Source organism: Tepidimonas alkaliphilus (assembly GCF_007556595.1).
GTDB classification, from domain to species: Bacteria; Pseudomonadota; Gammaproteobacteria; order Burkholderiales; family Burkholderiaceae_C; genus Tepidimonas; species Tepidimonas alkaliphila.
Window position 1 is genome coordinate 15,332 of sequence record NZ_VJNB01000007.1, and the last position, 23,947, is coordinate 39,278.

Genomic DNA, 23,947 nt, shown 5'->3' on the forward strand with positions numbered 1-23,947 from the left:
GCAGGCTCAAGAACGGCGGGCCAGCCGTTGGCGCGCCTGCTGCAGCCGCTCTTCCAAGTAGGGCCCGTAAAAGTCAGCCAATCCCATGCCTTCCATGCGTTCGGCCAGCTCTCGCCCTTGGGCGTCGAGAAACAGCAAGGTGGGGGCCACCGTCACGCGCCATGCGCGCGCCTGCTCATAGCCGGTGGTGCGCCGAGCGCCGAAGGTTTCCAGCGGCGTGCTGCGGTCCAGCATATCGATTTGCACCGCCTGCACCTCGCCGCGGCGCAGCATCGGCAACAAATGATGGCGACGCACCACGTCGCAAAATGCGCAGCCGCGCAACGTCACCATCACCACCAGCGGCTCGCCGCGCGCCGCAGCGGCCTGCGCCGCTTGCGGCAGTGACGACGGAACGGGCAGCTGATCGTCGAGCGGGGCAGTGCTGGCCATGATCGAGAAATCGACGCGCTTCAGGTTAGGATGCGAAACCATGGCATTGTGCTACGCAGTGGCCCGGCGTGCATGGCGCAGCGTCTTATCCTTCGCGATGGGCGTGATCTTGGCCGGCTGCAGCGCCGCGTTGGATTGGCGCGAGGCCGGGTTGACCGCTGCAGTGCCGGCGCTGCTGCCCTGCAAGCCCGAGCGCGCCGAGCGCGCCGTGCCACTGCTGGGGCCGCAGGCTGCGCCCGTGACGTTGCGCATGGCCAGCTGCGCTGCCGATGGTGTGACGTGGGCGGTGGCGGAGGCAGCCCTGCCCGCAGCCGCTTCCGCAGAGGCAGCCTTGACCGCTTGGCAGCGCGCCTCGTGGGCGACGTTGGGGTTGGCCCAGGCCGAAGGCGCAGCTGCGCTGCCCCCCGGCTGGGCCGAGGTGCCATGCGTCGGTCGCGGCGCCACGCTGCAGCGCTGCCTGCGCGGGCCGGGCCGCGCGCCGGATGGCCGTGCGGTGATGGCCGAGCTGCACTGGAGCGCGCGCGAGGGCTGGATCGTGCAGGCGGCGGCCTATGCCCCGCCGGAGCGCGCGCCGACGCCGCTGGCGCGCGAGACCTTCTTCGGCGCCTTGGTCTGGCGCGGCGCTGTCCCATAATGCAGGGCATCGTGAACGGCATCTTGGTCATCGCGCACGCGCCGCTGGCCTCCGCGCTGCGGCAGTGCGTGCTGCATGTCTTTCCCGAGGCGCAATGCGTCATCGATGCGCTGGACGTGCCGCCGGATCAGCCGCCTGAAGTGACGTTGGCGCAGGCGCGCGCGCGGCTGGCCGCCCGCGGTGGCGGCGACATGCTGGTGTTGACCGATTTGATCGGGGCCACGCCATGCAACGTCGCTGCCCAGTTGGGTGACGGCGTGCACACCTTCGTGGTCACCGGCGTCAACCTGCCGATGTTGTTGCGCGCCTTCACTTACCGGCATGAGCCGATCGCCAGTCTGGCGGCGCGCGCCACCGCCGGCGGCGCTCAGGGGGTGATGCCGCTGAAACCCGCGACACCATGCCCGCCCGGGCTGGTGCCGCCCTCTCCTGCACACGATCCATGATCCAGCGTCAAGCCACGATCCAGAATCAGTTGGGGCTGCACGCCCGCGCCGCGGCCAAGCTGACCAAGTTGGCCAGCAGCTTTGCGTGCGAGGTCTGGATGAGCCGCCATGGCCGTCGCATCAACGCCAAGAGCATCATGGGGGTGATGATGCTGGCCGCGGGGCAAGGCGCCACCGTGGACATCGAGTGCGACGGCCCCGATGAGCAGCAAGCCATGGAGGCGCTGCTGGCGCTCATCAACGACAAGTTTGGGGAGGGGCAATGACGCTGACGCTGCACGGCCAGGCCGTCTCTCGCGGCGTGGCCATCGGGCGCGCCGTGCTAGCGGCAGCCAGCCGCGTTGATGTGGCGCACTACTTCATCGCGCCGCAGCAGGTGGACGACGAACTGGCCCGCCTGCGGCGGGCGCGTGACTGCGTGGTGGAAGAAATCGAGCGCCTGCGCCAGGGGCTGGCGCACGACACGGTGGGGGCGCACGCCGAGCTGGCCGCGCTGCTGGAGGTGCACCTGATGCTGCTGCAAGACGAGCAGCTGCAAGACGGCGTCAAGCACTGGGTCACCGAGCGACGCTACAACGCCGAGTGGGCGCTGACGGCCCAGCTGGAAGTGGTGGCGCGCCAGTTCGACGACATGGAGGACCCGTACCTGCGCGAGCGCCGCGCCGATCTGGAGCAGGTGGTGGAGCGGCTGCTGCGTGCGCTGCGCGGGGCGCCCTCGCCGGTGGCGGCGGCGCCGGCGCCCCAGGGCCGGGGCGAGCCGCTGGTGCTGGTGGCGCACGACCTGTCGCCGGCGGACATGCTGCATTTCAAGCACGGGGTGTTTGCCGGCTTTGTGACCGATGTCGGCGGGCGCACCAGCCACACCGCCATCGTGGCGCGCAGCCTGGAGATTCCGGCGGTGGTCGGCGTGCGCAACGCCAGCCAGCTGGTGCGGCAAGACGACCTGGTCATCATCGACGGCGAGGCCGGGGTGGTGATCGTCGATCCCTCGCCGATGATGCTGGCCGAATACGGCTACAAGCAGCGCCAGGGCGAGATCGAGCGCGAGAAGCTCGCGCGCATCAAGAACACCCCGGCGGTGACGCTGGACGGCCAGCGTGTGGAGCTGCTGGCCAACATCGAGCTGCCGGAAGACACCCTGCCAGCGTTGTCGGTGGGGGCGGTTGGCGTGGGGCTGTTTCGCACCGAATTTTTGTTCATGGGCCGCGGCGGCCAACTGCCGGATGAAGATGAGCAATACGAAGCCTACCGCCGCGCGGTGGAGGGCATGCACGGCTTGCCGGTGACGATCCGCACGGTGGACGTCGGCGCCGACAAGCCGCTGGAGGCGCACCGGCGCGACGACCACCTCAACCCTGCGCTGGGCCTGCGCGCGATCCGCTGGAGCCTGGCCGAGCCCGCGATGTTCCTGACGCAGCTGCGCGCCATCCTGCGCGCGGCTGCGCACGGCAAGGTCAACGTGCTGATTCCGATGGTGGCGCACCTCAGCGAGGTGCGCCAGGTGCACGCCATGCTGGCCAAGGCGCGCGAGCAGCTCGACCGCCGCGGCGAAGTGTATGGCCCGGTGCGCGTCGGTGCGATGATCGAAGTGCCCGCGGCAGCGTTGGCGGTGCGGTTGTTTTTGCGTCACTTCGATTTTTTGTCGATCGGCACCAACGACCTGATCCAATATGCGCTGGCCATCGACCGCGTGGACGAGTCGGTGGCGCACCTCTACGACCCCCTGCACCCGGCGGTGCTGCGGCTGGTGGCCGACACGATCGCGGCGGCGCAGGAAGCCGGCAAGCCCGTCAGCATTTGCGGCGAAATGGCTGGCGACGTCACGCTGACGCGGCTGCTGCTCGGGCTGGGGTTGCGCAGCTTCTCGATGCACCCGACGCAAATTTTGCCGGTCAAGCAGCAGGTGCTGCGCAGCGACACGCGCAAGCTGCGCGCCTGGGCGCAGCAAGTGGTGGCCAGCGACGAGCCGGCTCAGTGGCTGGTGGACTGAGTCGCAAGGTCGCCGCGTAGCCATAATAACGAACGAACGTTCGTGTTTTCCCTAATCGGGCGTTCCGATGGTCTGCGGCTGGCCGATAATGGCCGCGCAGCGAGCGCTGGCGTGCGCGCCAGCGTCGATGCCTCTGGCTGAGTCCGCCCTTTTTTGCAGCAGGAGACCCCATGAGCGTGACCCAACCGCAGCCGCCCCGCGCGGTGAGCAGCGCTGACAAACCCTGGCTGGCCGCCTACCCTGAAGGGGTGCCCGCCGAGATCGACGCCAGCCTCTACCCATCGCTGGTGGCGCTGATGGAGGAAAGCTTTGCCAAATACGCTCAGCGCCCGGCCTACAGCTTCCTCGGCAAGGAGTGGACGTACGCGCAGGTGGACGAGCTGTCGCGCGCGCTGGCGGCGTATCTGCAGGGCTTGGGGCTGCCGCGCGGCGAGCGCGTGGCGGTGATGATGCCCAACTGCATCCAGTATCCGGTGGCGGTGGCGGCCATCCTGCGCGCCGGCTACGTGTTGGTCAACGTCAACCCGCTCTACACCGCGCGCGAGCTGGAGCATCAGCTCAAGGACAGCGGCGCGCGCGCCATCGTCATCATCGAGAACTTCGCGCATACGCTGCAGCAGTGCTTGCCGAACACGCCGGTGCAGCACGTGATCCTGGCCGCGATGGGCGACCTGCTGGGCCTCAAGGGCGCGGTGGTCAACGCCGTGGTGCGCCACGTCAAGAAGCTGGTGCCGCCGTTTGAGCTGCCGCAGGCGGTGCGCTTCAACGCGGCTCTGGCCCAAGGTCGCCGCAGCGCCTACCACCGGCCCAACATCGGCCCCAACGACATCGCGGTGCTGCAATACACCGGGGGGACCACCGGCGTCAGCAAAGGCGCGGTGCTGCTGCACCGCAACCTGATCGCCAACGTGCTGCAGTCCGAGGCATGGGAGGCGCCGGCGCGGCGCACCATTCCAGCCAGCGAGCAGCCCACCGCGGTGTGCGCGCTGCCGCTCTACCACATCTTCGCTTTCACGGTGAACATGATGCTGGGCATGCGCACCGGCGGCAAGACGATCCTGATCCCCAACCCGCGCGACCTGCCGGCGGTGCTCAAGGAGCTGCGCCAGCACACCTTCCACACTTTCCCGGCGGTCAACACGCTGTTCAACGCGCTGCTGAACCATCCGGAGTTCGACACCGTCAACTGGCGCAACCTGCGCGTGGCGCTGGGCGGCGGCATGGCGGTGCAGGCGGCGGTGGCCAAGCGCTGGCTGGAGCGCACCGGCTGCCCGATCTGCGAGGGCTACGGCCTGAGCGAGACCAGCCCCTCGGCGGCGTGCAACCCCGTCACAGCCAAGACCTTCAGCGGCACCATTGGCGTGCCGATTCCCAGCACCGAGATGAAGTGCATCGACGACGAGGGGCGCGAGGTGCCGGTGGGCACGCCGGGCGAGATCGCCATCCGCGGCCCGCAGGTCATGGCCGGCTATTGGCAGCGTCCGGAGGAGACTGCGCGCGTGATGACCGCCGATGGCTTCTTCCGCACCGGCGACATCGGCGTGATGGACGAGCGCGGCTACTTCAAGATCGTCGACCGCAAGAAGGACATGATCCTGGTGTCGGGCTTCAACGTTTATCCGAACGAAATCGAAGACGTCGTGGCGCAGATGGAAGGGGTGCTGGAGTGCGCGGCGGTGGGCATTCCGGACGAGCACTCCGGCGAGGCGGTCAAGCTGGTGGTGGTGCGCAAGGATCCGGCGCTGACCGAGGCGCACATCCGCGAGTATTGCGCCGCCAACCTGACCGGCTACAAACGGCCCAAGGTGATCGAGTTCCGCACCGAGCTGCCGAAGACGCCGGTGGGCAAGATTTTGCGGCGAGAATTGCGGGGTACGCCGCAACCCCCCGCCACCCCCACCGCCTGAAGCTCCGCCATGGCCCGCATCGCCGTCATCAGCGCCGTCGATGAAGAACTGTCCGAAATCCTGCGCCTGATGCCCGATGAGCGCAAGGTGCAGGCCGCCGGGCGCACCTTCTGGCAGGGCCACCTGCAGGGGCATGAGGTGGTGGCGGTGCTGTGCGGCATCGGCAAGGTGGCCGGCGCTGCCACTGCCGCCGTGCTGCACGAGCGCTTCAACCCGCAGTATGTGCTGTTCACCGGCGTGGCCGGCGGACTGGCGCCGGGCGTGCAGGTCGGCGACGTGGTGGTCGGCACGCACTACCTGCAGCACGACCTGAGCGCCGCGCCGCTGTTTCCGCGCTGGGAGGTGCCGGGCGCCGGCATCAGCCGCTACCCTGCGGACGCGGTGCTGGTGCAGGTGCTGACGGAGGCGGCGCGCGACGCGGTGACGTGGCTGCCCAAGCTTGTCAGCGAGCAGACGCTGCGCGCCTTCGGCCTGCACCGCCCGACGGTGCACCAAGGCCTGATCGTCAGCGGCGACCGCTTCATCACCAGCGTGGCGGAGTCCGAGGCGCTGCGGCGCGACCTGCCGGATGCCCTGGCGGTGGACATGGAAAGCGCCGCGGTGGCGCAGGTGTGCGCCGACTACGGCACGCCGTTTGCGGCGGTGCGCACACTGTCGGACCGCGCCGACGACGAGGCGCACGTGGACTTCCAGGCGTTCATGCGCGACGTGGCGCGCCACTACAGCGCGCGCATCGTGCGCAAGGCGCTCAACCTGCTCTGAGGCGCGGTGCTGCCGCCGCCAGCCCGCGGCGTGTCGCTTCAACGCAGCCAGCCGCGGCGGCGGAAGTACCACATCGGCCCGAGCGCACTGGCCACCATCAGCGCCAGCGCGAACGGATAGCCCCACTTCCACTCCAGTTCCGGCATGAACTGGAAGTTCATGCCGTAGATGCTGGCGATCAGCGTCGGCGGCAGCAGCGCCACGCTGGCCACCGAGAAGATCTTGATGATCTTGTTCTGGTTGATGTTGATGAAGCCGATGGTGGCGTCCATCAGGAAGTTGATCTTGTCGAACAGGAACGAGGTGTGCCCCTCCAGCGAGTCGATGTCGCGCAGGATCTGGCGCGCGTCCTCGAACTGCTCGGCTGACAGCAGCCGCATGCGCATCAGGAAGCTGATGGCGCGGCGCGTGTCCATCATGTCGCGCCGGATGCGGCCCGACAGATCCTCGTGGCGCGCGATGGCCGACAGCACCTGCTGCGCGGTGTCGTCGGTGAGCTGGCCCGACAGCACCTGCGCGCTGATGGTTTCCAGCTCGTCGTGCACGCCCTCCAGGATGTCGGCGCAGTATTCGACGTCGGTGTCGTAGAGCGCCAGCAGCACGTCCTTGGCGTCGTCGATCAGGCCCGGCATACGCCGTGCGCGCAGCCGCAGCAGGCGAAACACCGGCAGGTCTTCGTCGTGGATCGAGAACAGCACGCCGTGGCTTTTCAGCTCCGGGTTGCGGTCGTTGAGGATGAAGGCCACGCGCACGTGGCGCGGGTCGTCCTCGTCGTCGATCAGGAAGTCCGAGCGCACGTGCAACTCGCCGTTGTCCTCCTCGAAGAAGCGCGCCGACTCCTCGATGTCCTCGTCCATCGCATCCTCGGGGATCGACAGGCCGAAGTGCTGGCGCACCCAGCGCCGTTCCTCCGGCGTCGGCGACTCCATGTCAACCCAGATCGGCGCGCAGCGCGCCAAATCCTCGGGCGACTCGATGTCTTCTTGAACGAGACGGCCGTTGACGAGCGTAAAGACGTTGAGCATGGGGAACCCCAGGCGACGACCAAAGCAGACGGTGACGAATCGATGGCTGGCATGGCGCTGGCCCGCGCGGAAGGGCCTGGCGCGGCCACCGTCACCTGCATGGGGTCGTCATCAGGGGGCAACGGCGCGGCGCATCAAGCCACCCACGCGGGCCCGCGACTCGGGCTGCTGTCCACGGATGTGCTCCATTCAACCGTTTGGCATCAACGATGCCGCGCGCATTATGGCACCGAAGCCCTGCGGGTCGCATGCCGCGCTTGATGGCGCCGCAGGCTTGTCACCGCGGTTTCATCGCGGCATAGTAGGGGTGCGAATCCGAGGCGAGGTATCGCTTGACTTGGATCCGCATCGGGGCCCGGCCCGTCGGCGGCTGGGTCTGTGTCAGCTACGCAAGGAGGCCTGTCATGAACCTGACCATCAGCGGACACCACCTGGAGGTCACGCCAGCGCTGCGTCAATACGTCACCACCAAGCTGGGCCGTATCGCGCGCCATTTTGATCAGGTGGTGGACATCCGCGTCCTGTTGTCGGTGGACAACATCAAGGACAAGGATCACCGCCAGAAGGCCGAGTGCAACATCCACGTCAAAGGCAAGGAGATTTACGCCGAAAGCACGCACGCCGACCTCTATGCGGCGGTGGACGAGCTGGCCGACAAGCTCGACCGCCAGGTGCTGCGCTACAAAGACAAAGTCCAAGAGCACCACCACTTGCCACTGAAGCGCGAACTCGGCTAAAGGGGCGCCCCTGCGCCGCTGTTGCTGCGCTGCAACAAACCGCCTGCCTTTGCAGGCGGTTTGTTGTTGGGGGTGTGGGCAAAACACAACGCGGCGGCGTATCATCCGCAGTCCCGAAGGGGGTCTTCATCCATGAATCGACTGTCCGCCATCCTGCCTCCGGAGCATGTGCTCGTGGCTGTGGACGCCACGAGCAAGAAGCGCGCCTTTGAGGAAGCCGGTTTGCTGTTTGAATCGCTGCACGGGCTCAACCGCGCCCTCATCACCGACAGCCTGTTTGCGCGCGAGCGGCTGGGTTCCACCGGGCTTGGCCATGGGGTGGCCATCCCGCACGGGCGCATCAAGGGCCTGAAGCAGCCGATGGCGGCGGTGTTTCGCTTGGCGCAACCCATCGGCTTTGACGCTCCCGATGAGCAGCCGGTCAGCCTGCTGATCTTCCTGCTGGTGCCGGAGGCGGCTACGCAGAAGCACTTGGAAATCCTGTCAGAGATCGCCGAGCTGCTCAGCGACGCGCAATTGCGCGAGCAGATGAAGGCTGCCGACAACCCCGCCACGTTGCACGGGTTGATCGCCGGCTGGCAGTCGGCGCACGCCGCCGCTTGAGCGGCGCGCTGCGCCGCGCTTTGAGCCCTGCCGATGAAGCCGCGCGCCATCAGCGCCGACGTGCTGTTTGAGCGCCACCGCGAGACCTTGAAATGGGAGTGGGTCGCGGGGCAAAGCGCCAGCGAGCGCCGCTTCGACGACAAGGCGGTGGCCGAGGCGCGCTCCGGCGCCGACCTGGTCGGCTACCTGAACTACATCCACCCCTATCGCGCCCAGGTGCTGGGCGCGCGCGAGGTGGCCTACCTGCACAACGCCACCGACGAGGACTGCCGCCGGCGCGTGGCGCGCATCGTGACGCTGGAGCCGCCGCTGCTGGTGGTGGCCGACGGCCAGCCGCCGCCGCAGGAGCTGGTGGCGATGTGCGAGCGCGCGCACATCCCGCTGTTTGCCACCGCGGCCTCAGCGGCGTTTGTGATCGATGTGCTGCGCGCCTACCTGTCGCGCCACTTTGCCGAACGCACGACGATGCACGGGGTGTTCATGGACATCCTCGGGCTGGGGGTGCTGATCACCGGCGAGTCGGGGCTGGGCAAGAGCGAGCTGGGACTGGAGCTGATCTCGCGCGGGCACGGGCTGGTGGCCGACGACGCGGTGGATCTCTACCGCGTCAACCAGACCACGATCGAGGGCCGCTGCCCGGAGCTGCTGCAGAACCTGCTGGAGGTGCGCGGCATCGGCCTGCTGGACATCAAGGCCATCTTCGGCGAGACGGCGGTGCGGCGCAAAATGCGGCTGCGCTTGATCGTGCACCTGGTGCGGCTGGCCACGTTGGAGCGCGACTACGAACGGCTGCCGGGCGAGCCGCTGCACCAGGACGTGCTCGGGGTGGCGATCCGCAAAACCGTTATCCCCGTGGTGGCCGGGCGCAACATGGCGGTGCTGGTGGAGGCGGCGGTGCGCAACACCGTGCTGCAGCTGCGCGGCATCGACACCTACCAGGAGTTCGTGCAACGCCAGCGCGCCGCCATGCTGCGCGACGACGGCTAGCCTTGCTTGAGGTTCAGGTCAGGCGCTGCGGCGCGGGGGGCGGCTGCGGTGAGGGCAGTCTTCGCGCGTGCAATGGGCGTAGAGCGACAGCGCGTGCTCTTGCAAGCGAAAGCCGCGCTCTTGCGCGATGGCCTGTTGGCGCCGCTCGATCTCGGCGTCGTAAAACTCTTCGACGCGCCCGCAGTCCAGGCAGACCAAGTGGTCGTGGTGCTGCCCCTCGTTGAGTTCATAGACGGCCTTGCCGGACTCAAAATTGCTGCGCACCAAGATGCCGGCCTGCTCAAACTGCGTCAGCACGCGATAGACGGTGGCCAGCCCGATGTCGGCTTGTTCCTCCAGCAGCGCCTTGAACACATCTTCGGCGGTCATATGGCGCTGGCGGCCGGACTGGAAGATCTCCAGGATCTTCAGCCGCGGCAGCGTGGCTTTGAGTCCGGTGCTTTTGAGCTCGTCAAGACGCGACATCGGCAGGGGTTCCAAGGCGGCGCCCCAGCCTGCATAAGGTCGTGGCGCGCCACTACAATGCGACAAGCCCGATGATATAACCGCACGCCAATGCCGTGCGCATGGCAAGCCGATGTCCGATATGAAGCGCCTTCGACCCACGCATCTTTCCCTGGCCCGCACAGCCCGCTGGGCCGCGTGGGCGTGCCTGGCGGCAGGCGTGGCGGGTTGCGCCTCCTGGTCGCAGACTGCGCAACGCCTGGCGACGCTGGGCGGGGCGCTGACGCCTTATCGCATGGACATCCAGCAAGGCAATGTGGTGGTGCGCGAGCAAGTGGAGGCGCTGCAGCCCGGTATGCCGCGCGCGCAGGTGCAGGCCATTCTCGGCACGCCGCTGGTGGCCAGCATCTTCCATGCCGACCGCTGGGATTATGTGTTCACCTTCCAGCGCCAGGGGCAGCCGCCGCAGCGCCGCGTGGTGTCGGTGTTTTTCGACGGCGAGCGGCTGGCGCGCGTGCAGGCCGACGGCGAGCTGCCCAGCGAGCGCGAGTTTGTCGCCGAGCTGCAGGTTCGCCGTCCCTCGGGCCCGCCGCCCGCGCTGGAGGCCAGCGAGGCGCAGCTGCGCGCCGCCGAAGGCCGCGCTGCCGCCGCGTCCGCGTCTCCCGCTGCAGAGCCGCCGGCGCCCGCGGACGCCTATCCGCCGCTGGAGGCGCGCTAGGATCGCCCCTGCCCGCAAGGCTGAGGCGACGGTGGAGCCGCTCACGCTTGTCTCTCCAAGGTTCGTTTTGCCGCGCATGACCTCTCCCGTTGTTCCGCCCTACCCCGTGGCCGTGGCCGGCGCCAGCGGCCGCATGGGTCGCATGCTGATCGAGGCGGTGCTGGCCGCCGACGACTGCCGGCTTAGCGCCGCGCTGGACCGCGCCGACAGCCCCGCGCTGGGGCAGGACGCGGCGGCGTTTGCCGGGCGCTCAAGCGGCGTGGCCATCAGCGCCGACCTCGACGCGGCGCTTCAGCGCAGCCGCTTTCTGATCGACTTCACGCGCCCGCAGGGCACCATGACGCACCTGGAGGCGTGCGTGCGCCACGGCGTGGCGATGGTGATCGGCACCACCGGCTTCGACGAGGCGCAGAAGGCCGCGATCGCGCGCGCCGCCGAGCGCATTCCGGTGGTGCTGGCGCCCAACATGAGCGTCGGCGTCAACGTGACGCTCAAGCTGCTGGAGCTGGCGGCGCAGGCGCTGCGCGACGGCTACGACGTCGAAATCGTCGAGGCGCATCACCGCCACAAGGTGGATGCGCCCAGCGGCACGGCGCTGAAAATGGGTGAGGTGATCGCCGCGGCGCAGGGCCGGCGTCTGCAGGACTGCGCGGTTTACCAGCGCGTCGGCCACACCGGCGAGCGGCCCGCCGGCGCCATCGGCTTTGCCACCGTGCGCGGCGGCGACGTGATCGGCGACCACACGGTGATGTTCCTCGGCAGCGGCGAGCGCATCGAGATCACGCACAAATCCAGCAGCCGCGCCACCTACGCGCAGGGCAGCCTGCGCGCGGTGCGCTTCCTGGCGGGGCGCGCAAGCGGGCTGTATGACATGTTCGACGTGCTCGGACTGCGCTGAAATGCCCCGCGCTGGCCCGGATCAACCCTGTGACGAGGAGGCAAGCACGATGACGATCCAGACCCGCACCATCGAGTACATGCACGACGGCGTTACCTTCGAGGGGCTGCTGGCGTGGGACGACGCTTTCAGCGCGCCGCGGCCCGCGGTGGCGGTGGCGCATGCGTGGGCCGGGCGCGGCCCGTTCGAGGACGGCAAGGCGCGCGCGCTGGCTGGGCTCGGCTACGTTGGCTTCGCGATGGACGTTTATGGCAAAGGCAAGCGGGGCCGCAGCAAAGAGGAAAACGCTGCCTTGATGACGCCGCTGGTGCAGGATCGAGCGCTGCTGCAGGCGCGCCTGGGCGCGGCGCTGCAAACGCTGGCGGCGCAGCCGGAAGTGGACCGCGAGCGGCTGGCGGCGATCGGCTTTTGCTTCGGAGGCTTGAGCGTGCTCGACATGGCGCGCTGCGGGCTGCCGCTGCGCGGCGTGGTCAGCTTCCACGGCTTGTTCACACCGCCCGGCAACACCGCGGGGCGGCGCATCACGGCCAAGGTGCTGGCGCTGCACGGCTGGGACGACCCGATGGCCACGCCCGAGGCGGTGCTGGCGTTCGCCAGGGAGATGACCGAGGCCGGCGCCGACTGGCAGCTGCACGCCTACGGCGGCACCATGCACGCCTTTACCAACCCGGAGGCCAACGATCCGGGCTTTGGCACCGTTTATAGCGCGCGGGCGGACGCGCGCTCGTGGGTGGCGATGCGCGAGTTTTTGGCCGAAGTGCTGGGTTGACGCTTCCCGCCGGCTCGGCTGCGCAAGAGCCCGCGGCCTCGATACAATCGTTTCGACTGATGCAACCTGCGGCTTGGCCGCTGCCGCCTGCGCGCCACGGGCGTGCACGCGCTGCGGCCTTGCGTTTTTCTGCTGTCGGCCATGCAAGACGCCTATTCCCCCCGCGACATCGAGGCGCAAGCCCAAGCCGCTTGGGCGGCGCGCGACGCCTACCGCGTCGTTGAGGATCCTGCCAAGCCCAAGTTCTACGCTTGCTCGATGCTGCCGTACCCCAGCGGCAAGCTGCACATGGGGCACGTGCGCAACTACACCCTCAACGACATGATGGCGCGCCAGCTGCGCATGAAGGGCTACAACGTCCTGATGCCGATGGGCTGGGATGCCTTTGGCCTGCCGGCGGAAAACGCCGCCATCAAAAACGGCGTGCCGCCGGCGAAGTGGACCTACGACAACATCGCCTACATGAAGCGGCAGATGCAGGCCCTGGGCCTGGCCATCGACTGGAGCCGCGAGATCGCCACCTGCCGCCCCGACTACTACAAGTGGAACCAGTGGCTGTTCCTGAAGATGCTGGAAAAGGGCATCGCCTACCGCAAGACGCAGGTGGTCAACTGGGACCCGGTCGATCAGACCGTGCTGGCCAACGAGCAGGTCATCGACGGGCGCGGCTGGCGCACCGGCGCGCTGGTGGAAAAGCGCGAGATTCCCGGCTACTACCTGGCGATCACGAAGTACGCCGAGGAGCTGCTGTCGGCGGTGGCCGACCCGGACGATCCGAACTTTCTGGCCGGCTGGCCCGAGCGCGTGCGGCTGATGCAGGAAAACTGGATCGGCAAGAGCGAGGGCGTGCGCTTTGCCTTCCCGCACGACATCCGCGACGAGCGCGGCCATCTGATCCAGGACGGTCGTCTGTGGGTGTTCACCACCCGCGCCGACACCATCATGGGCGTGACCTTCTGCGCCGTGGCGCCGGAGCACCCACTGGCGGCGCACGCGGCGTGCGGCAACCCGGCGCTTGCGGCCTTCATCGAGCGCTGCAAGCTCGGCGGTACCACCGAGGCCGAGCTGGCGCTGAAGGAAAAGGAGGGCATGCCGACGGGCCTCGTGGTCACGCACCCGCTCACCGGCGAGGCGGTGCCGGTGTGGGTCGGCAACTACGTGCTGATGGGCTACGGCGACGGCGCGGTGATGGGCGTGCCGGCGCACGACGAGCGCGACTTCGCCTTCGCCAAGAAGTATGGTTTGCCGATCAAGCCGGTCATCGCGGTGGAGGGGGAGACGTTTTCCGCCGACGCCTGGGCCGAGTGGTACGCCGACAAGCAGCGCGGCCGCTGCGTCAACTCCGGCCCGCTCAATGGCTTGCCCTACCAGGCCGCCGTGGACAAGGTGGCCGAGTTGCTGGCCGCCCAGGGCCTGGGCGAGAAGAAGGTCACTTACCGCCTGCGCGACTGGGGCATCAGCCGCCAGCGCTACTGGGGCACGCCGATCCCGATCATCCACTGCGACGACTGCGGCCCCGTGCCGGTGCCGTACGAGGACCTGCCGGTGGTGCTGCCGGAAGATCTCATCCCCGACGGCAGCGGCAACCCGCTGGCCAGGTGCGAAGCGTTCCTGAAGGTCGATTGCCCGAAGTGCGGCAAGCCGGCGCGGCGCGAGACCGACACCATGGACACCTTCGTCGATTCGTCCTGGTACTTCATGCGCTACTGCGACCCGCACCTGGACGACGCGATGGTCGGCGCGGGCACGCGTCACTGGATGCCGATGGATCAATACATCGGCGGCATCGAGCACGCGATCCTGCACCTGCTGTATGCGCGCTTCTGGACCAAGGTGATGCGTGACCTGGGGCTGGTGCAGGTGGACGAGCCGTTCCAGCGCCTGCTGACGCAGGGCATGGTGCTCAACCACATCTACAGCCGCCGCACCGCCAAGGGCGGCAAGGAATACTTCTGGCCGCACGACGTGGAAAACGTCCTCGACGAGGGCGGGCGCATCGTCGGCGCGCGCTTGAAGCGCGACGTGCCCAGCGCCGACGGCGTGCTGCCGGCCGGCACGCCAATCGACTACGAGGGCGTCGGCACGATGTCCAAGTCGAAGAACAACGGCGTCGATCCGCAGGATCTGATCGAGAAGTATGGCGCCGACACCGCGCGGCTCTACACCATGTTCACCGCGCCGCCGGAGGCCACGCTGGAGTGGAACGACGCCGCGGTGGAGGGCAGCCACCGCTTCCTGAAGCGCGTCTGGGCGTTCGGCCAGCGGCTGGCGGCGATGGACTTCAGCGCCGCACAGCAGGCGGTACAGGGCGCGGGGTCGCTGGCCGAGGTGGCGTTCGGCCCGCGCGCCAAGGCGCTGCGCCACGAGATCCACAGCGTGCTCAAGCAGGTGGACTACGACTACCAGCGCATGCAGTACAACACCGTGGTGTCGGGCTGCATGAAGATGCTCAACGCGCTGGAGGCGTTCGACCCGGCGGACGAGCCCGGCGGCGGCGTGGCGCTGATCGAGGGCTTCGGCATCCTGCTGCGCTGCCTGTACCCGGCCACGCCGCACCTCACCTGGGTGCTGTGGCAGCGGCTCGGCTACGCCGGGGCGCTCGGCGACCTGCTGGATGCGCCGTGGCCGCAGCCGGACGAAGCGGCGCTGCGCCGCGATGAGCTGCAGCTGGTGCTGCAGATCAACGGCAAGGTGCGCGGCAGCCTGACCGTGCCGGCCAAGGCCGATGCCGCCGCGATCGAGGCGCTGGCGCGCCAGGCGCCGGAGGTGGCGCGCTTCGGCGAGGGCCGCACGCCGAAGAAGGTGATCGTGGTGCCGGGGCGCCTGGTCAACGTGGTGGTGTGACGAGATGGGCCTGCCGCGCCGCGCGCTCTTGGCTGCCGCCACGGCAGGCGCGGCGCTGGCCGGCTGCGGCTTCCGGCTGCGCGGGCAGGGGCTGGCGTTCGCGTTTCGCTCGCTGCGGCTGCAGGGCGTGCTGGACGGCGATGTCGCTGCGGCGCTGCGCGCGCAGCTGCAAGCCAGCGGCGTGCAGGTGCTGCAGCCGCGCCGCGCGGCCGCCCCCGCCGGAGCCGTCGCGCCGGTGCCGGACGTGGTGCTGGAGATCCTGCAGGACCAGCGCGAGCGCGTGGTGGTCGGCACCACCACCGCCGGCCAGGTGCGCGAGCTGCTGCTGCGCCGGCGCGTGCGCTTCGCGCTGCGCACGCCGGACGGGCGCGAGCTGATCGAGCCAACCGAGCTGCAGCAGGAGCGCGAGCAGAGCTTCGCCGAGACCGTGGTGCTCGGCAAGGAAGCCGAGGAGGCGCTGCTGTTCGACGACATGCGCACGGCGATCGTGCGCCAGCTGCTGGTGCGCTTAAGCCGCGTGCAGGGCCTTTGAACCCGCGGCGCGGCCCCGGTGGGGCGTTTTTTGAACCGCTGTCACGATGCGCGGTTAGACTTCCATCAGCGTATCAATCCTTTCAAAGCTAAGCATTCAGGAGTCCATCATGGCGTGGGGCCAATCGCTGCGGGGCCGCTTGATGCTGCTGACCACCGCGTTGACGGTGGTCAGCGTGGCCATCGTTTCCACCATCAACATCGTGATCGCGCAGCGCTCGCTGGCGCAGACCGTGGAGCAGGACGGACGCGCGCTGGCGCTGGCGCGCGCCACGGCGGTGGCCGAATGGGTGCAAGGGGCGCGCCGCGCGGTGCAAGCCATGCTGCCCGCCGTGGCGGCGGACGACCCGCTGCCGGTGCTGCAAATGATGGTCAAGGCCGCTGGCTTTGACACCACTTACATCGGCTGGGCTGACAAGCGCTACTTGTTCTCGTCACCGCAAAATCTGCCGCCTACCTACGACCCCACCGCCCGGCCTTGGTATCAAGCGGCGGTGGCGACCCCCGGCGTCGCGTTGACAGAGCCCTACGTCGATGCCGGCACGAAGAAGCTGGTCATCACCGTGGCGGCGGCGCTGCGCGAAGGCGGACAGGTGCGCGGCGTGGTGGCCGGCGATATTTTCATGGACGTGGTGCAGGCCAACATCGACGCCATCAAGCCCACGCCGTCCAGCTTGGCTTTTATCGTGACGAAAGATGGCCGCTTTGTGGCCCATCCGGATGCGCAGCTGATCTTGCAGCCGACGGCCCGTTTCAGCGAGGCGCTCAGCGCCGAAGCGCTGGCAGCGCTGGATCAGGGCAGCCAACGCGTGCGCTGGCAGGGCACCGACTGGTTGCTGGTGGGGCAGCCGATTGCGGGCACCGATTGGCGGCTGGTGATCGCGCTGCACGAGAGCGAGGCGATGGCCGCCATGCGCGCGCTGGAGCTCAACTCGCTGATTGGCGCGGTGCTGGTCGGCGTGGTCAGCGCCTTGCTGGTGGGCTGGTTGGTGCACCACTCGCTGGCGTCGCTGCGTCGCCTTGACCGCGCGTTGCTGGAGGTGGCCTCGGGCGACAGCGACCTGACGCGGCGCCTGCCCACCGACGGCGTCACCGAAGTGGCGCGCATCAGCGAGCACTTCAACACCTTTGTGGCCAAGTTGCAGGCGGTGCTGATCGACATTCGCCAGGCCAGCGCCCAGGTGCACACAGCGGCGGAAGAAATCTCGGCCGGCAACCTTGATCTTTCTTCGCGCACCGAGGCAGCGGCTTCCAGCCTGCAGCAGACCGCGGCCACCATGGAGCAGATGAACGCCACCGTGGCGCAGACGGCCCAGCATGCACGGCAGGCCAGCCAGCGCGCCGACGAGGTCTCAGCAGCGGCGCAGCGCGGCGGGCACGTCATGGCCGAGGTCACCACGCGCATGGCCAACATCTCGGCCACGTCGCAAAAGGTGGGCGACATCGTCAACGTCATCGACGGCATTGCCTTTCAGACCAACATTCTGGCGCTCAACGCCGCGGTGGAGGCGGCGCGCGCCGGCGAAGCGGGCCGCGGGTTTGCGGTGGTGGCCGGCGAGGTGCGCGCGCTGGCCCAGCGCAGCGCGCAGGCAGCGCGCGAGATCAAAGCGCTGATCGAGTCGTCGGTGGCGGAAGTGCGCGAAGGCTCGGCGATGGTCAACCAGGCGGGCGAAGAAATTCAACGCGTCGTGCAGGCCATCCAGGGCTTGACGACCATGATGCGCGACATCGCCGCCGCGGTGGAAGAGCAGCGCAGCGGCATCGAGCAGATTGGCGCGGCGGTGTCCTCGCTGGACCAAAGCACGCAGCAGAATGCAGCGTTGGTGGAAGAAGGCGCCGCTGCGGCCACGGCGCTGAAACAACAGGCCGCCGAGTTGGCCGCGGCGGTGGCGCGTTTTCGCGTCGATCACGGGGCCCCGGCGGCGGCGCAGCTGGCGGTGCCTCCTGCCCAACCCCAAACCACGCCTCCAGCGCTGCCGCCGGCGGCTTGACGCCGCCTGCTTGGCCGCCGAGGCGCAGGTATGCGGCTCACTCGGCGGTGCTGGGGCTCCAAAACGCTTGCCGCACCGCCGGCAGCGCCGCGATGCGGCGCACCAACGCGTCGAGCTCGTCGGCATCGACGCTGGTGGCGGTCAAGGTCGCTTCGATTTCCACATCCTCGTCGCCAAAGGCATGGATGTCGAGCTCGCGCACGGGGTAGCGGTAGCGCTCCAGCTCCGCCTCCAGCACCGTCAACACTTCCTTTTGACGCTCTTTGTCGGCGATCACATACACGGTGTTGGTGACTTCCACCGACTCCACGTCCAGCGGCTGGCGGTTGATGGCGTTGACCACCGGGCGCAGAAGGGTGTTGGCGGCCAGCACGAACAGCGTGCCCAGCGCCGCCTCCAGCAGCAAGCCCGCACCGCAAGCCACGCCGATGGCTGCCGAGCCCCACAGCGTGGCGGCGGTGTTGATGCCGCGGATGTTGCCCTCCTCGCGCATGATGACGCCGGCGCCGAGGAACCCGACCCCCGAGACGACATACGCCACCACGTGCAAGGGGCTTGGGGTGCCGCCGTAGAGCGCGTGAAAGCGCATGGCGATATCGACGAACAGCGCGGCGCCAAGCGCCACCAGCACGTTGGTGCGCAGCCCGGCGGTGCGCTGTCGGTATTGCCGCTCCAGCCCGATCAAGCCGCCGAGCACAAACGCCAATGTCAAGCTGGCCAAGGTGTTGAGCGCGGCAGCGCCGTCGAGGTGGTGCAGCATCAGCATGGTCGGCTCCAAAAGCCCGGGCGGGGCCAGCGGTCAACCGCCCGGGCAAATCGTGAAATTTACGACCGCACGATGGCGATCGCGTGACACGTCATCGGCCCGCTGGGCGTCGCGCCTCACGCTCCGGCGGCTTGCCGCAGCGTATCGCCCATGACCACGTAGGCGATGCCAAAGTAGATGAACACCCCCACCAAGTCCATGACCGAGGTGATCAGCGGCGACGACAGCGTGGCCGGGTCCGTGCCGATGCGCCGTGCCGCAAACGGCAGCAGCGCCCCGATGATGCCGCCCAGCGCCGTGCAGGTCAGCATCGCCAGCCCGACCACCAGCAGCACGTCCGGGCCGACGCCTTTGCTGAAGTAGGCCAGCACCGCCTCCAGCAGCGCGATGACCACCCCCAGCGCCGCCGCCACTGGCAGCTCGCGCCGGATCACGCGCCAAAGGTCACGCCACTTCAGCTTGACCTCGCCCAGCGCCATGGCCCGGATGACCAGCGTGGCCGACTGGCTGCCGGTGTTGCCGCCCATGTCCACGATCGGCGCGATGAAGGCCGCCAGCACGATGACCTGCGACAACAGCTCCTCCTGCTCGGCGACGAAGGTGCTGGTCAGGATGCCGAAGAAGGTCAGGACGACCAGCCAGAACACCCGCACGCCGAACATCCGCTTGAACGGCGTGTTCAGGATATCCAGATCGACCGAGCCCGCGGAGGTCAGCGCCGCCGTGCCGCCGAAGCGCGCCAGTTGCGAGGCGTCTTCGCGCTTTTCGATCTCCATCGCGTCATCGACGGTGACGATGCCGATCATCTTGTCGCCGCCGTTGACCACCGGCAGCGCCAGCAGGCCGTAGCGACGGATCAGCTCGGCGGCCTTCAGACGTGGCCAGGTGGCGCGCGCAAACACCGGGTCGCGCCGCATCACCTCGGCGACGGTGGCCTTGTCGTCGGCCAGCAGCAGGTCGCGCAGCGACACCGTGCCGCGCAGACGGAAGTGCTGGTCGAGCACATAGATGACGTAGATGGTCTCCTTGTCCGGCGCGGTGGCGCGCACGTGCGCCAGCGCTTCGGCCACTGTCATCTCTGGGGCGACATAGACGTAGTCCGAGGTCGTCACCGAGCCGACCGTGCCTTCGGGGTAGGAAGCCAGCTTCAGGATGTCGTCGCGCTCGACCTTGGCCAGCGCCGGCAGCAGCTTCTGGCGCGCTTCTTCGCCCAAGCGGTTGAACAGATCGGCGCGGTCATCTGAGGGCATGTGCTCGAAGAGCTGCACCACGGCCTCGCGCGGCATGGCGCGCAGCAGCTCGTCCTGCCGCGCCGGCGGGAAGTGCGCAAACAGCTCGGCGCGCTGCGGCGCGGCCAGCAGCAACAGCAGCGCCACCGTGTCCTCGATCGAGGCGCTTTCCAGCGCTTCGACAAGGTCGGACGGATGGGTGCGCTTGACCAGGTGCGCAAAGCCGACGGCGTCGCGCGAGCGCGTCAGCGTGCGCACCGCAAACAACAGGTCTTCGCGGGTGATGGCGGTGGACTTCAGTTCGGTCATGGCGTGCTCCCTCAACGTTGGAGGTGGGCCGCAAGCCAGCCCACGGGAGCACGCTGCGCGCTACGGCTTGCGACGCCGTAACGTCGCGCAGGAGCGAACGCCGCCGTGGGCCAGGGCTGGCCCGGTTGATGTCAAGAATCGAACAGGCATCGGGCGATCCGGCGCACAGGCCGGCTCAGGCTCAGGCTCAGGTTCAGGATCTGGATCCATGGCGCGCTCCTTGTCGTGGTCAAAGGTCAAGCCGAAGGCTGCCCGAGCGGGCAATCCTCGAACCATCCAGCCTGGACAGAGCGAGTGCTGGAGAATGCGAACGCGCGCTGTTAGCCAAGCAAATTTTGGCCTCCAGTTCTGAGAGGCCAAGGTATCAGGCTAACCACGACTTGGTGTCAAACCAAGTTGCGTCATCGCCAGCTGCCTGCATGAGGCAGCCAGCCGATGCGATGCACCGAAGACCGACCAACCTCACGCAGACCGAGTTAACCGACAACTCGAACTGTCCACGTGTGAAGTCTCCGAAAACCGGGGATTCCCATTATAGCAATTTTGTTTGGCGCGCCGGCGCGCTTCGGCGCACCCCTTTCGCTAACCGCGCCGGCGTACCTGGTGCTCGCGCATCAACGTGCTCTTGCCGAACAGGCTTTCCACCAGCTCCACCGCCACGCGCGCGGTGCGGTTGCGCTCGTCCAGCGCCGGGTTGAGCTCGACGATATCAAGGCTGGCCAGCCGTCCGGTGTCGGCGATCATCTCCATGCACAGCTGCGCCTCGCGGTAGGTTGGGCCGCCGGGCACGGTGGTGCCGACGCCAGGGGCGATCTCAGGGTCAAGAAAGTCCACGTCGAAGCTGACGTGCAGATGGGTCTGTTCGTCCAGGCCGGCCAGCGCCTGCTCCATGGTGGCGCGCATGCCCATCTCGTCGATGTAGCGCATGTCATACACCTCCAGCCGCTGCGCGTGCACGAAGCGCTTCTCGCCGGCATCGACGCTGCGGATGCCGATCTGGCGTACCTCGGTGGGGCGCAGTGCGGCGCCTGAGCCGCCGAGCTCGACCAGCTCCGGCGGACCGAAGCCGCACAGCACCGCCACCGGCATGCCGTGCAGGTTGCCGCTGGGGGTGATCGCGCAGGTGTTGAAGTCGGCGTGGGCGTCCAGCCACAGCACGCGCAGCTTGCGGCCCTGCTCGCGACAGTGCCGCGCCACGGCGCCGATGGAGCCGATCGCCAGGCTGTGGTCGCCGCCGAGCAGGATCGGCACGCGGCCGGCGCGCAGCTCGGCGCGCACGGCATCGTGCACCGCGCGGTTCCACGCCGCCACCTCCGGCAGGTGGCGGTAGCCGCCGTGCGCCGGCTGCCAGGGGTTGGCCGGGCCGTGCAGGTTGCCGCGATCGATCACGTCGAGCCCGAGCGCGCGCAGGGCTTCGGCCAGCCCCGCCACGCGCAGCGCTTCCGGACCCATCGACGCCCCGCGCGCGCCCGCCCCCACGTCTGTGGGCGCGCCGATCAGGGTAACGGCAACAGAAGATTCCATGGATGGCGATTCCCGAGCAAGACGCAACGTCAAGGCGGCGGAATCTTACGCTGCCTAGAATGCCGCTTCATGCAGGTCAGCCCCACCGAATTGCCGGCCCAGCTGCAGCGTGGGCTGCGATCCCTCTACGTGGTGAACGGGGACGAAGCGCTGCTGACGCAGGAGGCGTGCGATGCGATCCGCGCCGCCGCGCGCGCCGCCGGCTGCAGCGAACGCACTGTCTTCACCGTGAACGCGGCGCAGGCGGACTGGAGCGCGATCCTGGCCGCCGGCGCGGAGCGGAGCCTGTTCGCGCAGCGGCGGCTGGTGGAAATCCGCATCCCTTCGGGCAAACCGGGCAAGGACGGCGCCGAGGCGCTGCAGCGGCTGGCGCCGCAGGCCGCCGCCAGCCCCGACACGGTGACGCTGGTGGTGCTGCCGCGGCTGGATGGGGCGGCGCTCAAGAGCGCGTGGTTCGCGGCGCTGGCCGAGCACGGCGTGGCGGTGCGGGTGGAGCCGGTGGAGCGCGCGCAGCTGCCGGGCTGGATCGCGCAGCGGCTGCAGGCGCAGGGCCAGCACGTGGCCGCCGGCGAGGAGGGGCTGCGCACGCTGGCCTTCATCGCCGAGCGGGTGGAGGGCAACCTGCTGGCGGCGCACCAGGAGATCGCCAAGCTCGGCCTGCTGTACCCGGCCGGCGAGCTGTCGTTCGAGCAGGTGCGCGCGGCGGTGCTGGATGTGGCGCGCTTCGATCCGTTCCGGCTGCCGGAGGCGGTGCTGGACGGCGCGCTGGCGCGCGCGCAGCGCATGCTGGAGGGCCTGCGCGGCGAGGGCGTGGCGCCGGTGCCGGTGCACTGGGCGCTGGCCGAGGAGCTGCGCTTGCTGCATCGCGCGCGGCTGGCGCTGGAGGCCGGGCAGCCGCTGCCGCTGGTGCTGCGCCACGAGCGCCTATGGGGGCCGCGCGAGCGGCGCGTGGAGCGCGTGCTGCCCCGCCTCAGCAGCGTGCAGACCGGGGGGTGGGTGGTGCAGGCGCACGAGGTGGACGGGGTCATCAAAGGCTTGGCGCATCCGGATTGGCCTGCGGATCCGTGGCAGGCGCTGACGCGTCTGGCGTTGGGGGTGGCGGCGGGCTGCGCCCGCGCCCAGGTTTGAACGGGCGGCGTCTTCTGTTACGATCCGAGCCCATGCGTCGATGGTGGATGATCGCATGGGTCGCCCTGGCGTGCAGCGTGCAGGCGGCGCCCCAAGGGGAGGACAGCGAAGCGGCGGTGCTGGGGGCGTCCAGCGCCGAGACCGCGCCCGCTGTTTGGATGCAACGGCTGCAAACCATGGGCAGCGAAACCGGGGCGGTGGCCAGCCAATTGCTCGACACCGCCCTCAGCCTGGTGGGGGTTCCGTATCGCAAAGGCGGCAACTCGCCCCAGGTTGGCTTTGACTGCAGCGGCTTTGTGCGCTATGTGTACGGACAAGCGCTTGGCTTGGCGCTGCCGCGCCGGGCGGTGGAGCAAGCGCAAAGCGCCACGCCCATTTCACGCGACGAGTTGCGCCCGGGCGATTTGGTCTTTTTCAACACCATGCGCCGGGCCTTCAGCCATGTGGGCGTCTATCTGGGCGATGGCAAGTTCGTGCACGCGCCGCGCAAAGGCGACCACGTCAAGGTCAGTGACATGAACGAGCGCTACTGGGCGCAACGCTACAACGGCGCGCGTCGCATCGAGTGGAGCGACGCCCAGGCGCTGCGGATGCTGCCGCAAGCAGCCGGCGCGTGGCTGACAGCGCCGCCCAGCCGAGAGCGCTGAACAAGGCTTGAAGGACGCCGTTGATCCCCTGACGCTTTTACGGGGATGGCGCCGTCAGCAGTCGCTCCAGATCGCGCCGCAGCGTGGCGCTGTCGGGCGCGGTGATGCTGCTGTACGCCAGCACCGTGCGACCGTCGCGGCTGATCAAGTATTTGTAAAAATTCCACTTCGGCGTGGTGCCGGTGCGCTCGGCCAGTTGCTTGAACAACGGGTTGGCCTCAGAGCCGCGCACATGACTTTTGGCGAACATCGGGAACTGAACGCCAAAGGTGTTTTCGCAAAACTCGGCGATCTGCCGGTTGGTGCCAGGTTCTTGCTGGCCGAAGTCATTGGACGGAAAGCCCAACACCACCAGCCCGCGCTCGCGGTAGCGGCGGTAGAGCTCTTCCAAGCCCTTGTATTGCTGAGTAAACCCGCAATAGCTGGCGGTGTTGACCACCAGCACCACTCGGCCTGCGTATTGACACAGGTTTTGCGGCTTTTCGTCCTGCAAACGCGGAAAGGTGTGCTGCAAGATGGGCGGGCAGTCCGTTGCGGCTGCCGACGCGCCCGGCAGGGGGGCTGCCTGCGCCGCCCCGGGTGAGGGTGTCAGGATCATCATCCAACCCATCCAAGTCAACCCCAGT

Annotated in this window: 24 protein-coding genes; 17 read left to right on the forward strand and 7 right to left on the reverse strand. The window is 68.6% G+C overall.

Annotated elements, in window-relative coordinates:
* Window positions 1-6: 6 nt before the first annotated feature.
* The gene (locus tag Talka_RS07480) at window positions 7-474 is read right to left on the reverse strand and encodes a thioredoxin fold domain-containing protein (RefSeq protein WP_246100618.1); all 468 of its coding nucleotides are present in this window, start codon (window positions 472-474) and stop codon (window positions 7-9) included.
* Here Talka_RS07480 and Talka_RS07485 point away from each other — a divergent pair.
* The 6 genes from Talka_RS07485 to Talka_RS07510 all read left to right on the forward strand — a co-directional run bounded on the left by Talka_RS07485 (window position 473) and on the right by Talka_RS07510 (window position 6,171).
* Window positions 473-1,066 (forward strand): hypothetical protein, encoded by a 594-nt coding sequence (locus Talka_RS07485; RefSeq protein ID WP_143890502.1) that lies wholly within the window; start codon window positions 473-475, stop codon window positions 1,064-1,066. The two genes, Talka_RS07480 and Talka_RS07485, sit on opposite strands and share 2 nt — an antisense overlap.
* A complete protein-coding gene (locus Talka_RS07490; protein WP_425472648.1) occupies window positions 1,066-1,512 on the forward strand; it encodes a PTS sugar transporter subunit IIA in 447 nt (148 codons plus the stop codon). Before Talka_RS07485 ends, Talka_RS07490 begins: the two co-directional genes overlap by 1 nt.
* Window positions 1,509-1,778 carry an HPr family phosphocarrier protein gene (locus tag Talka_RS07495; RefSeq protein ID WP_143890504.1) on the forward strand — a complete coding sequence of 90 codons (270 nt, stop codon included), beginning with the start codon at window positions 1,509-1,511 and terminating at the stop codon, window positions 1,776-1,778. Before Talka_RS07490 ends, Talka_RS07495 begins: the two co-directional genes overlap by 4 nt.
* Window positions 1,775-3,502, forward strand: a complete 1,728-nt coding sequence (gene ptsP, locus Talka_RS07500) for a phosphoenolpyruvate--protein phosphotransferase (RefSeq protein WP_143890505.1) — start codon at window positions 1,775-1,777, stop codon at window positions 3,500-3,502. Before Talka_RS07495 ends, ptsP begins: the two co-directional genes overlap by 4 nt.
* A 170-nt stretch (window positions 3,503-3,672) precedes the next feature.
* On the forward strand, window positions 3,673-5,409 hold the full coding sequence (locus tag Talka_RS07505; protein ID WP_143890506.1) for a long-chain-fatty-acid--CoA ligase: 1,737 nt from the start codon (window positions 3,673-3,675) through the stop codon (window positions 5,407-5,409).
* A 9-nt stretch (window positions 5,410-5,418) separates the two neighbouring features.
* Complete coding sequence (locus Talka_RS07510; protein WP_143890507.1) at window positions 5,419-6,171, forward strand: 5'-methylthioadenosine/adenosylhomocysteine nucleosidase; 753 nt, start codon at window positions 5,419-5,421, stop codon at window positions 6,169-6,171.
* Between the two features lie 38 nt (window positions 6,172-6,209).
* Here the strand turns inward: Talka_RS07510 and corA are convergent, their stop codons facing one another.
* The gene (corA, locus tag Talka_RS07515; protein ID WP_143890508.1) at window positions 6,210-7,196 is read right to left on the reverse strand and encodes a magnesium/cobalt transporter CorA; all 987 of its coding nucleotides are present in this window, start codon (window positions 7,194-7,196) and stop codon (window positions 6,210-6,212) included.
* A 404-nt stretch (window positions 7,197-7,600) separates the two neighbouring features.
* Between corA and hpf the strand changes: the two genes are divergently transcribed.
* From hpf to hprK, 3 genes are all read left to right on the forward strand, one after another.
* Window positions 7,601-7,933, forward strand: a complete 333-nt coding sequence (hpf, locus tag Talka_RS07520; RefSeq protein ID WP_143890509.1) for a ribosome hibernation-promoting factor, HPF/YfiA family — start codon at window positions 7,601-7,603, stop codon at window positions 7,931-7,933.
* 132 nt (window positions 7,934-8,065) lie between these two features.
* Complete coding sequence (locus Talka_RS07525) at window positions 8,066-8,536, forward strand: PTS sugar transporter subunit IIA (RefSeq protein WP_143890510.1); 471 nt, start codon at window positions 8,066-8,068, stop codon at window positions 8,534-8,536.
* Window positions 8,537-8,569: 33 nt separating this feature from the next.
* Entirely contained in the window at window positions 8,570-9,523 is a 954-nt protein-coding gene (hprK, locus tag Talka_RS07530; protein WP_143890511.1) for an HPr(Ser) kinase/phosphatase, read from the forward strand.
* Between the two features lie 18 nt (window positions 9,524-9,541).
* Here hprK and fur read toward each other — a convergent pair whose 3' ends face one another.
* Window positions 9,542-9,988: a ferric iron uptake transcriptional regulator gene (gene fur / locus Talka_RS07535; RefSeq protein WP_143890512.1), complete on the reverse strand. Its 447-nt coding sequence runs from the start codon at window positions 9,986-9,988 to the stop codon at window positions 9,542-9,544.
* Between the two features lie 121 nt (window positions 9,989-10,109).
* Between fur and Talka_RS07540 the strand changes: the two genes are divergently transcribed.
* From Talka_RS07540 to Talka_RS07565, 6 genes are all read left to right on the forward strand, one after another.
* Entirely contained in the window at window positions 10,110-10,685 is a 576-nt protein-coding gene (locus Talka_RS07540) for an outer membrane protein assembly factor BamE (RefSeq protein ID WP_143890513.1), read from the forward strand.
* A gap of 76 nt (window positions 10,686-10,761) precedes the next feature.
* Window positions 10,762-11,583, forward strand: a complete 822-nt coding sequence (gene dapB, locus Talka_RS07545) for a 4-hydroxy-tetrahydrodipicolinate reductase (RefSeq protein WP_143890514.1) — start codon at window positions 10,762-10,764, stop codon at window positions 11,581-11,583.
* A 49-nt stretch (window positions 11,584-11,632) separates the two neighbouring features.
* Window positions 11,633-12,352 carry a dienelactone hydrolase family protein gene (locus Talka_RS07550; RefSeq protein WP_143890515.1) on the forward strand — a complete coding sequence of 240 codons (720 nt, stop codon included), beginning with the start codon at window positions 11,633-11,635 and terminating at the stop codon, window positions 12,350-12,352.
* A 141-nt stretch (window positions 12,353-12,493) separates the two neighbouring features.
* Entirely contained in the window at window positions 12,494-15,196 is a 2,703-nt protein-coding gene (gene leuS, locus Talka_RS07555) for a leucine--tRNA ligase (protein WP_143890516.1), read from the forward strand.
* A 4-nt stretch (window positions 15,197-15,200) separates the two neighbouring features.
* The gene (locus tag Talka_RS07560) at window positions 15,201-15,728 is read left to right on the forward strand and encodes an LPS-assembly lipoprotein LptE (protein ID WP_143890517.1); all 528 of its coding nucleotides are present in this window, start codon (window positions 15,201-15,203) and stop codon (window positions 15,726-15,728) included.
* Between the two features lie 109 nt (window positions 15,729-15,837).
* Complete coding sequence (locus Talka_RS07565; protein ID WP_143890518.1) at window positions 15,838-17,718, forward strand: methyl-accepting chemotaxis protein; 1,881 nt, start codon at window positions 15,838-15,840, stop codon at window positions 17,716-17,718.
* Between the two features lie 37 nt (window positions 17,719-17,755).
* Here the strand turns inward: Talka_RS07565 and Talka_RS07570 are convergent, their stop codons facing one another.
* The 3 genes from Talka_RS07570 to rocF all read right to left on the reverse strand — a co-directional run bounded on the left by Talka_RS07570 (window position 17,756) and on the right by rocF (window position 21,546).
* Window positions 17,756-18,484, reverse strand: coding sequence for an MgtC/SapB family protein (locus tag Talka_RS07570; protein ID WP_143890519.1), 729 nt, complete (start codon window positions 18,482-18,484; stop codon window positions 17,756-17,758).
* 116 nt (window positions 18,485-18,600) lie between these two features.
* Window positions 18,601-20,022: a magnesium transporter gene (gene mgtE / locus Talka_RS07575; RefSeq protein WP_221933869.1), complete on the reverse strand. Its 1,422-nt coding sequence runs from the start codon at window positions 20,020-20,022 to the stop codon at window positions 18,601-18,603.
* A 582-nt stretch (window positions 20,023-20,604) separates the two neighbouring features.
* Window positions 20,605-21,546: an arginase gene (gene rocF / locus Talka_RS07580; protein WP_143890520.1), complete on the reverse strand. Its 942-nt coding sequence runs from the start codon at window positions 21,544-21,546 to the stop codon at window positions 20,605-20,607.
* Window positions 21,547-21,615: 69 nt separating this feature from the next.
* Between rocF and holA the strand changes: the two genes are divergently transcribed.
* Both holA and Talka_RS07590 read left to right on the forward strand, forming a co-directional pair.
* Window positions 21,616-22,674, forward strand: coding sequence for a DNA polymerase III subunit delta (holA, locus tag Talka_RS07585; protein ID WP_143890521.1), 1,059 nt, complete (start codon window positions 21,616-21,618; stop codon window positions 22,672-22,674).
* A 32-nt stretch (window positions 22,675-22,706) separates the two neighbouring features.
* Complete coding sequence (locus Talka_RS07590) at window positions 22,707-23,321, forward strand: C40 family peptidase (protein WP_143890522.1); 615 nt, start codon at window positions 22,707-22,709, stop codon at window positions 23,319-23,321.
* Between the two features lie 37 nt (window positions 23,322-23,358).
* Here the strand turns inward: Talka_RS07590 and Talka_RS07595 are convergent, their stop codons facing one another.
* On the reverse strand, window positions 23,359-23,922 hold the full coding sequence (locus Talka_RS07595) for a glutathione peroxidase (protein WP_342781053.1): 564 nt from the start codon (window positions 23,920-23,922) through the stop codon (window positions 23,359-23,361).
* Between the last annotated feature and the right edge of the window lie 25 nt (window positions 23,923-23,947).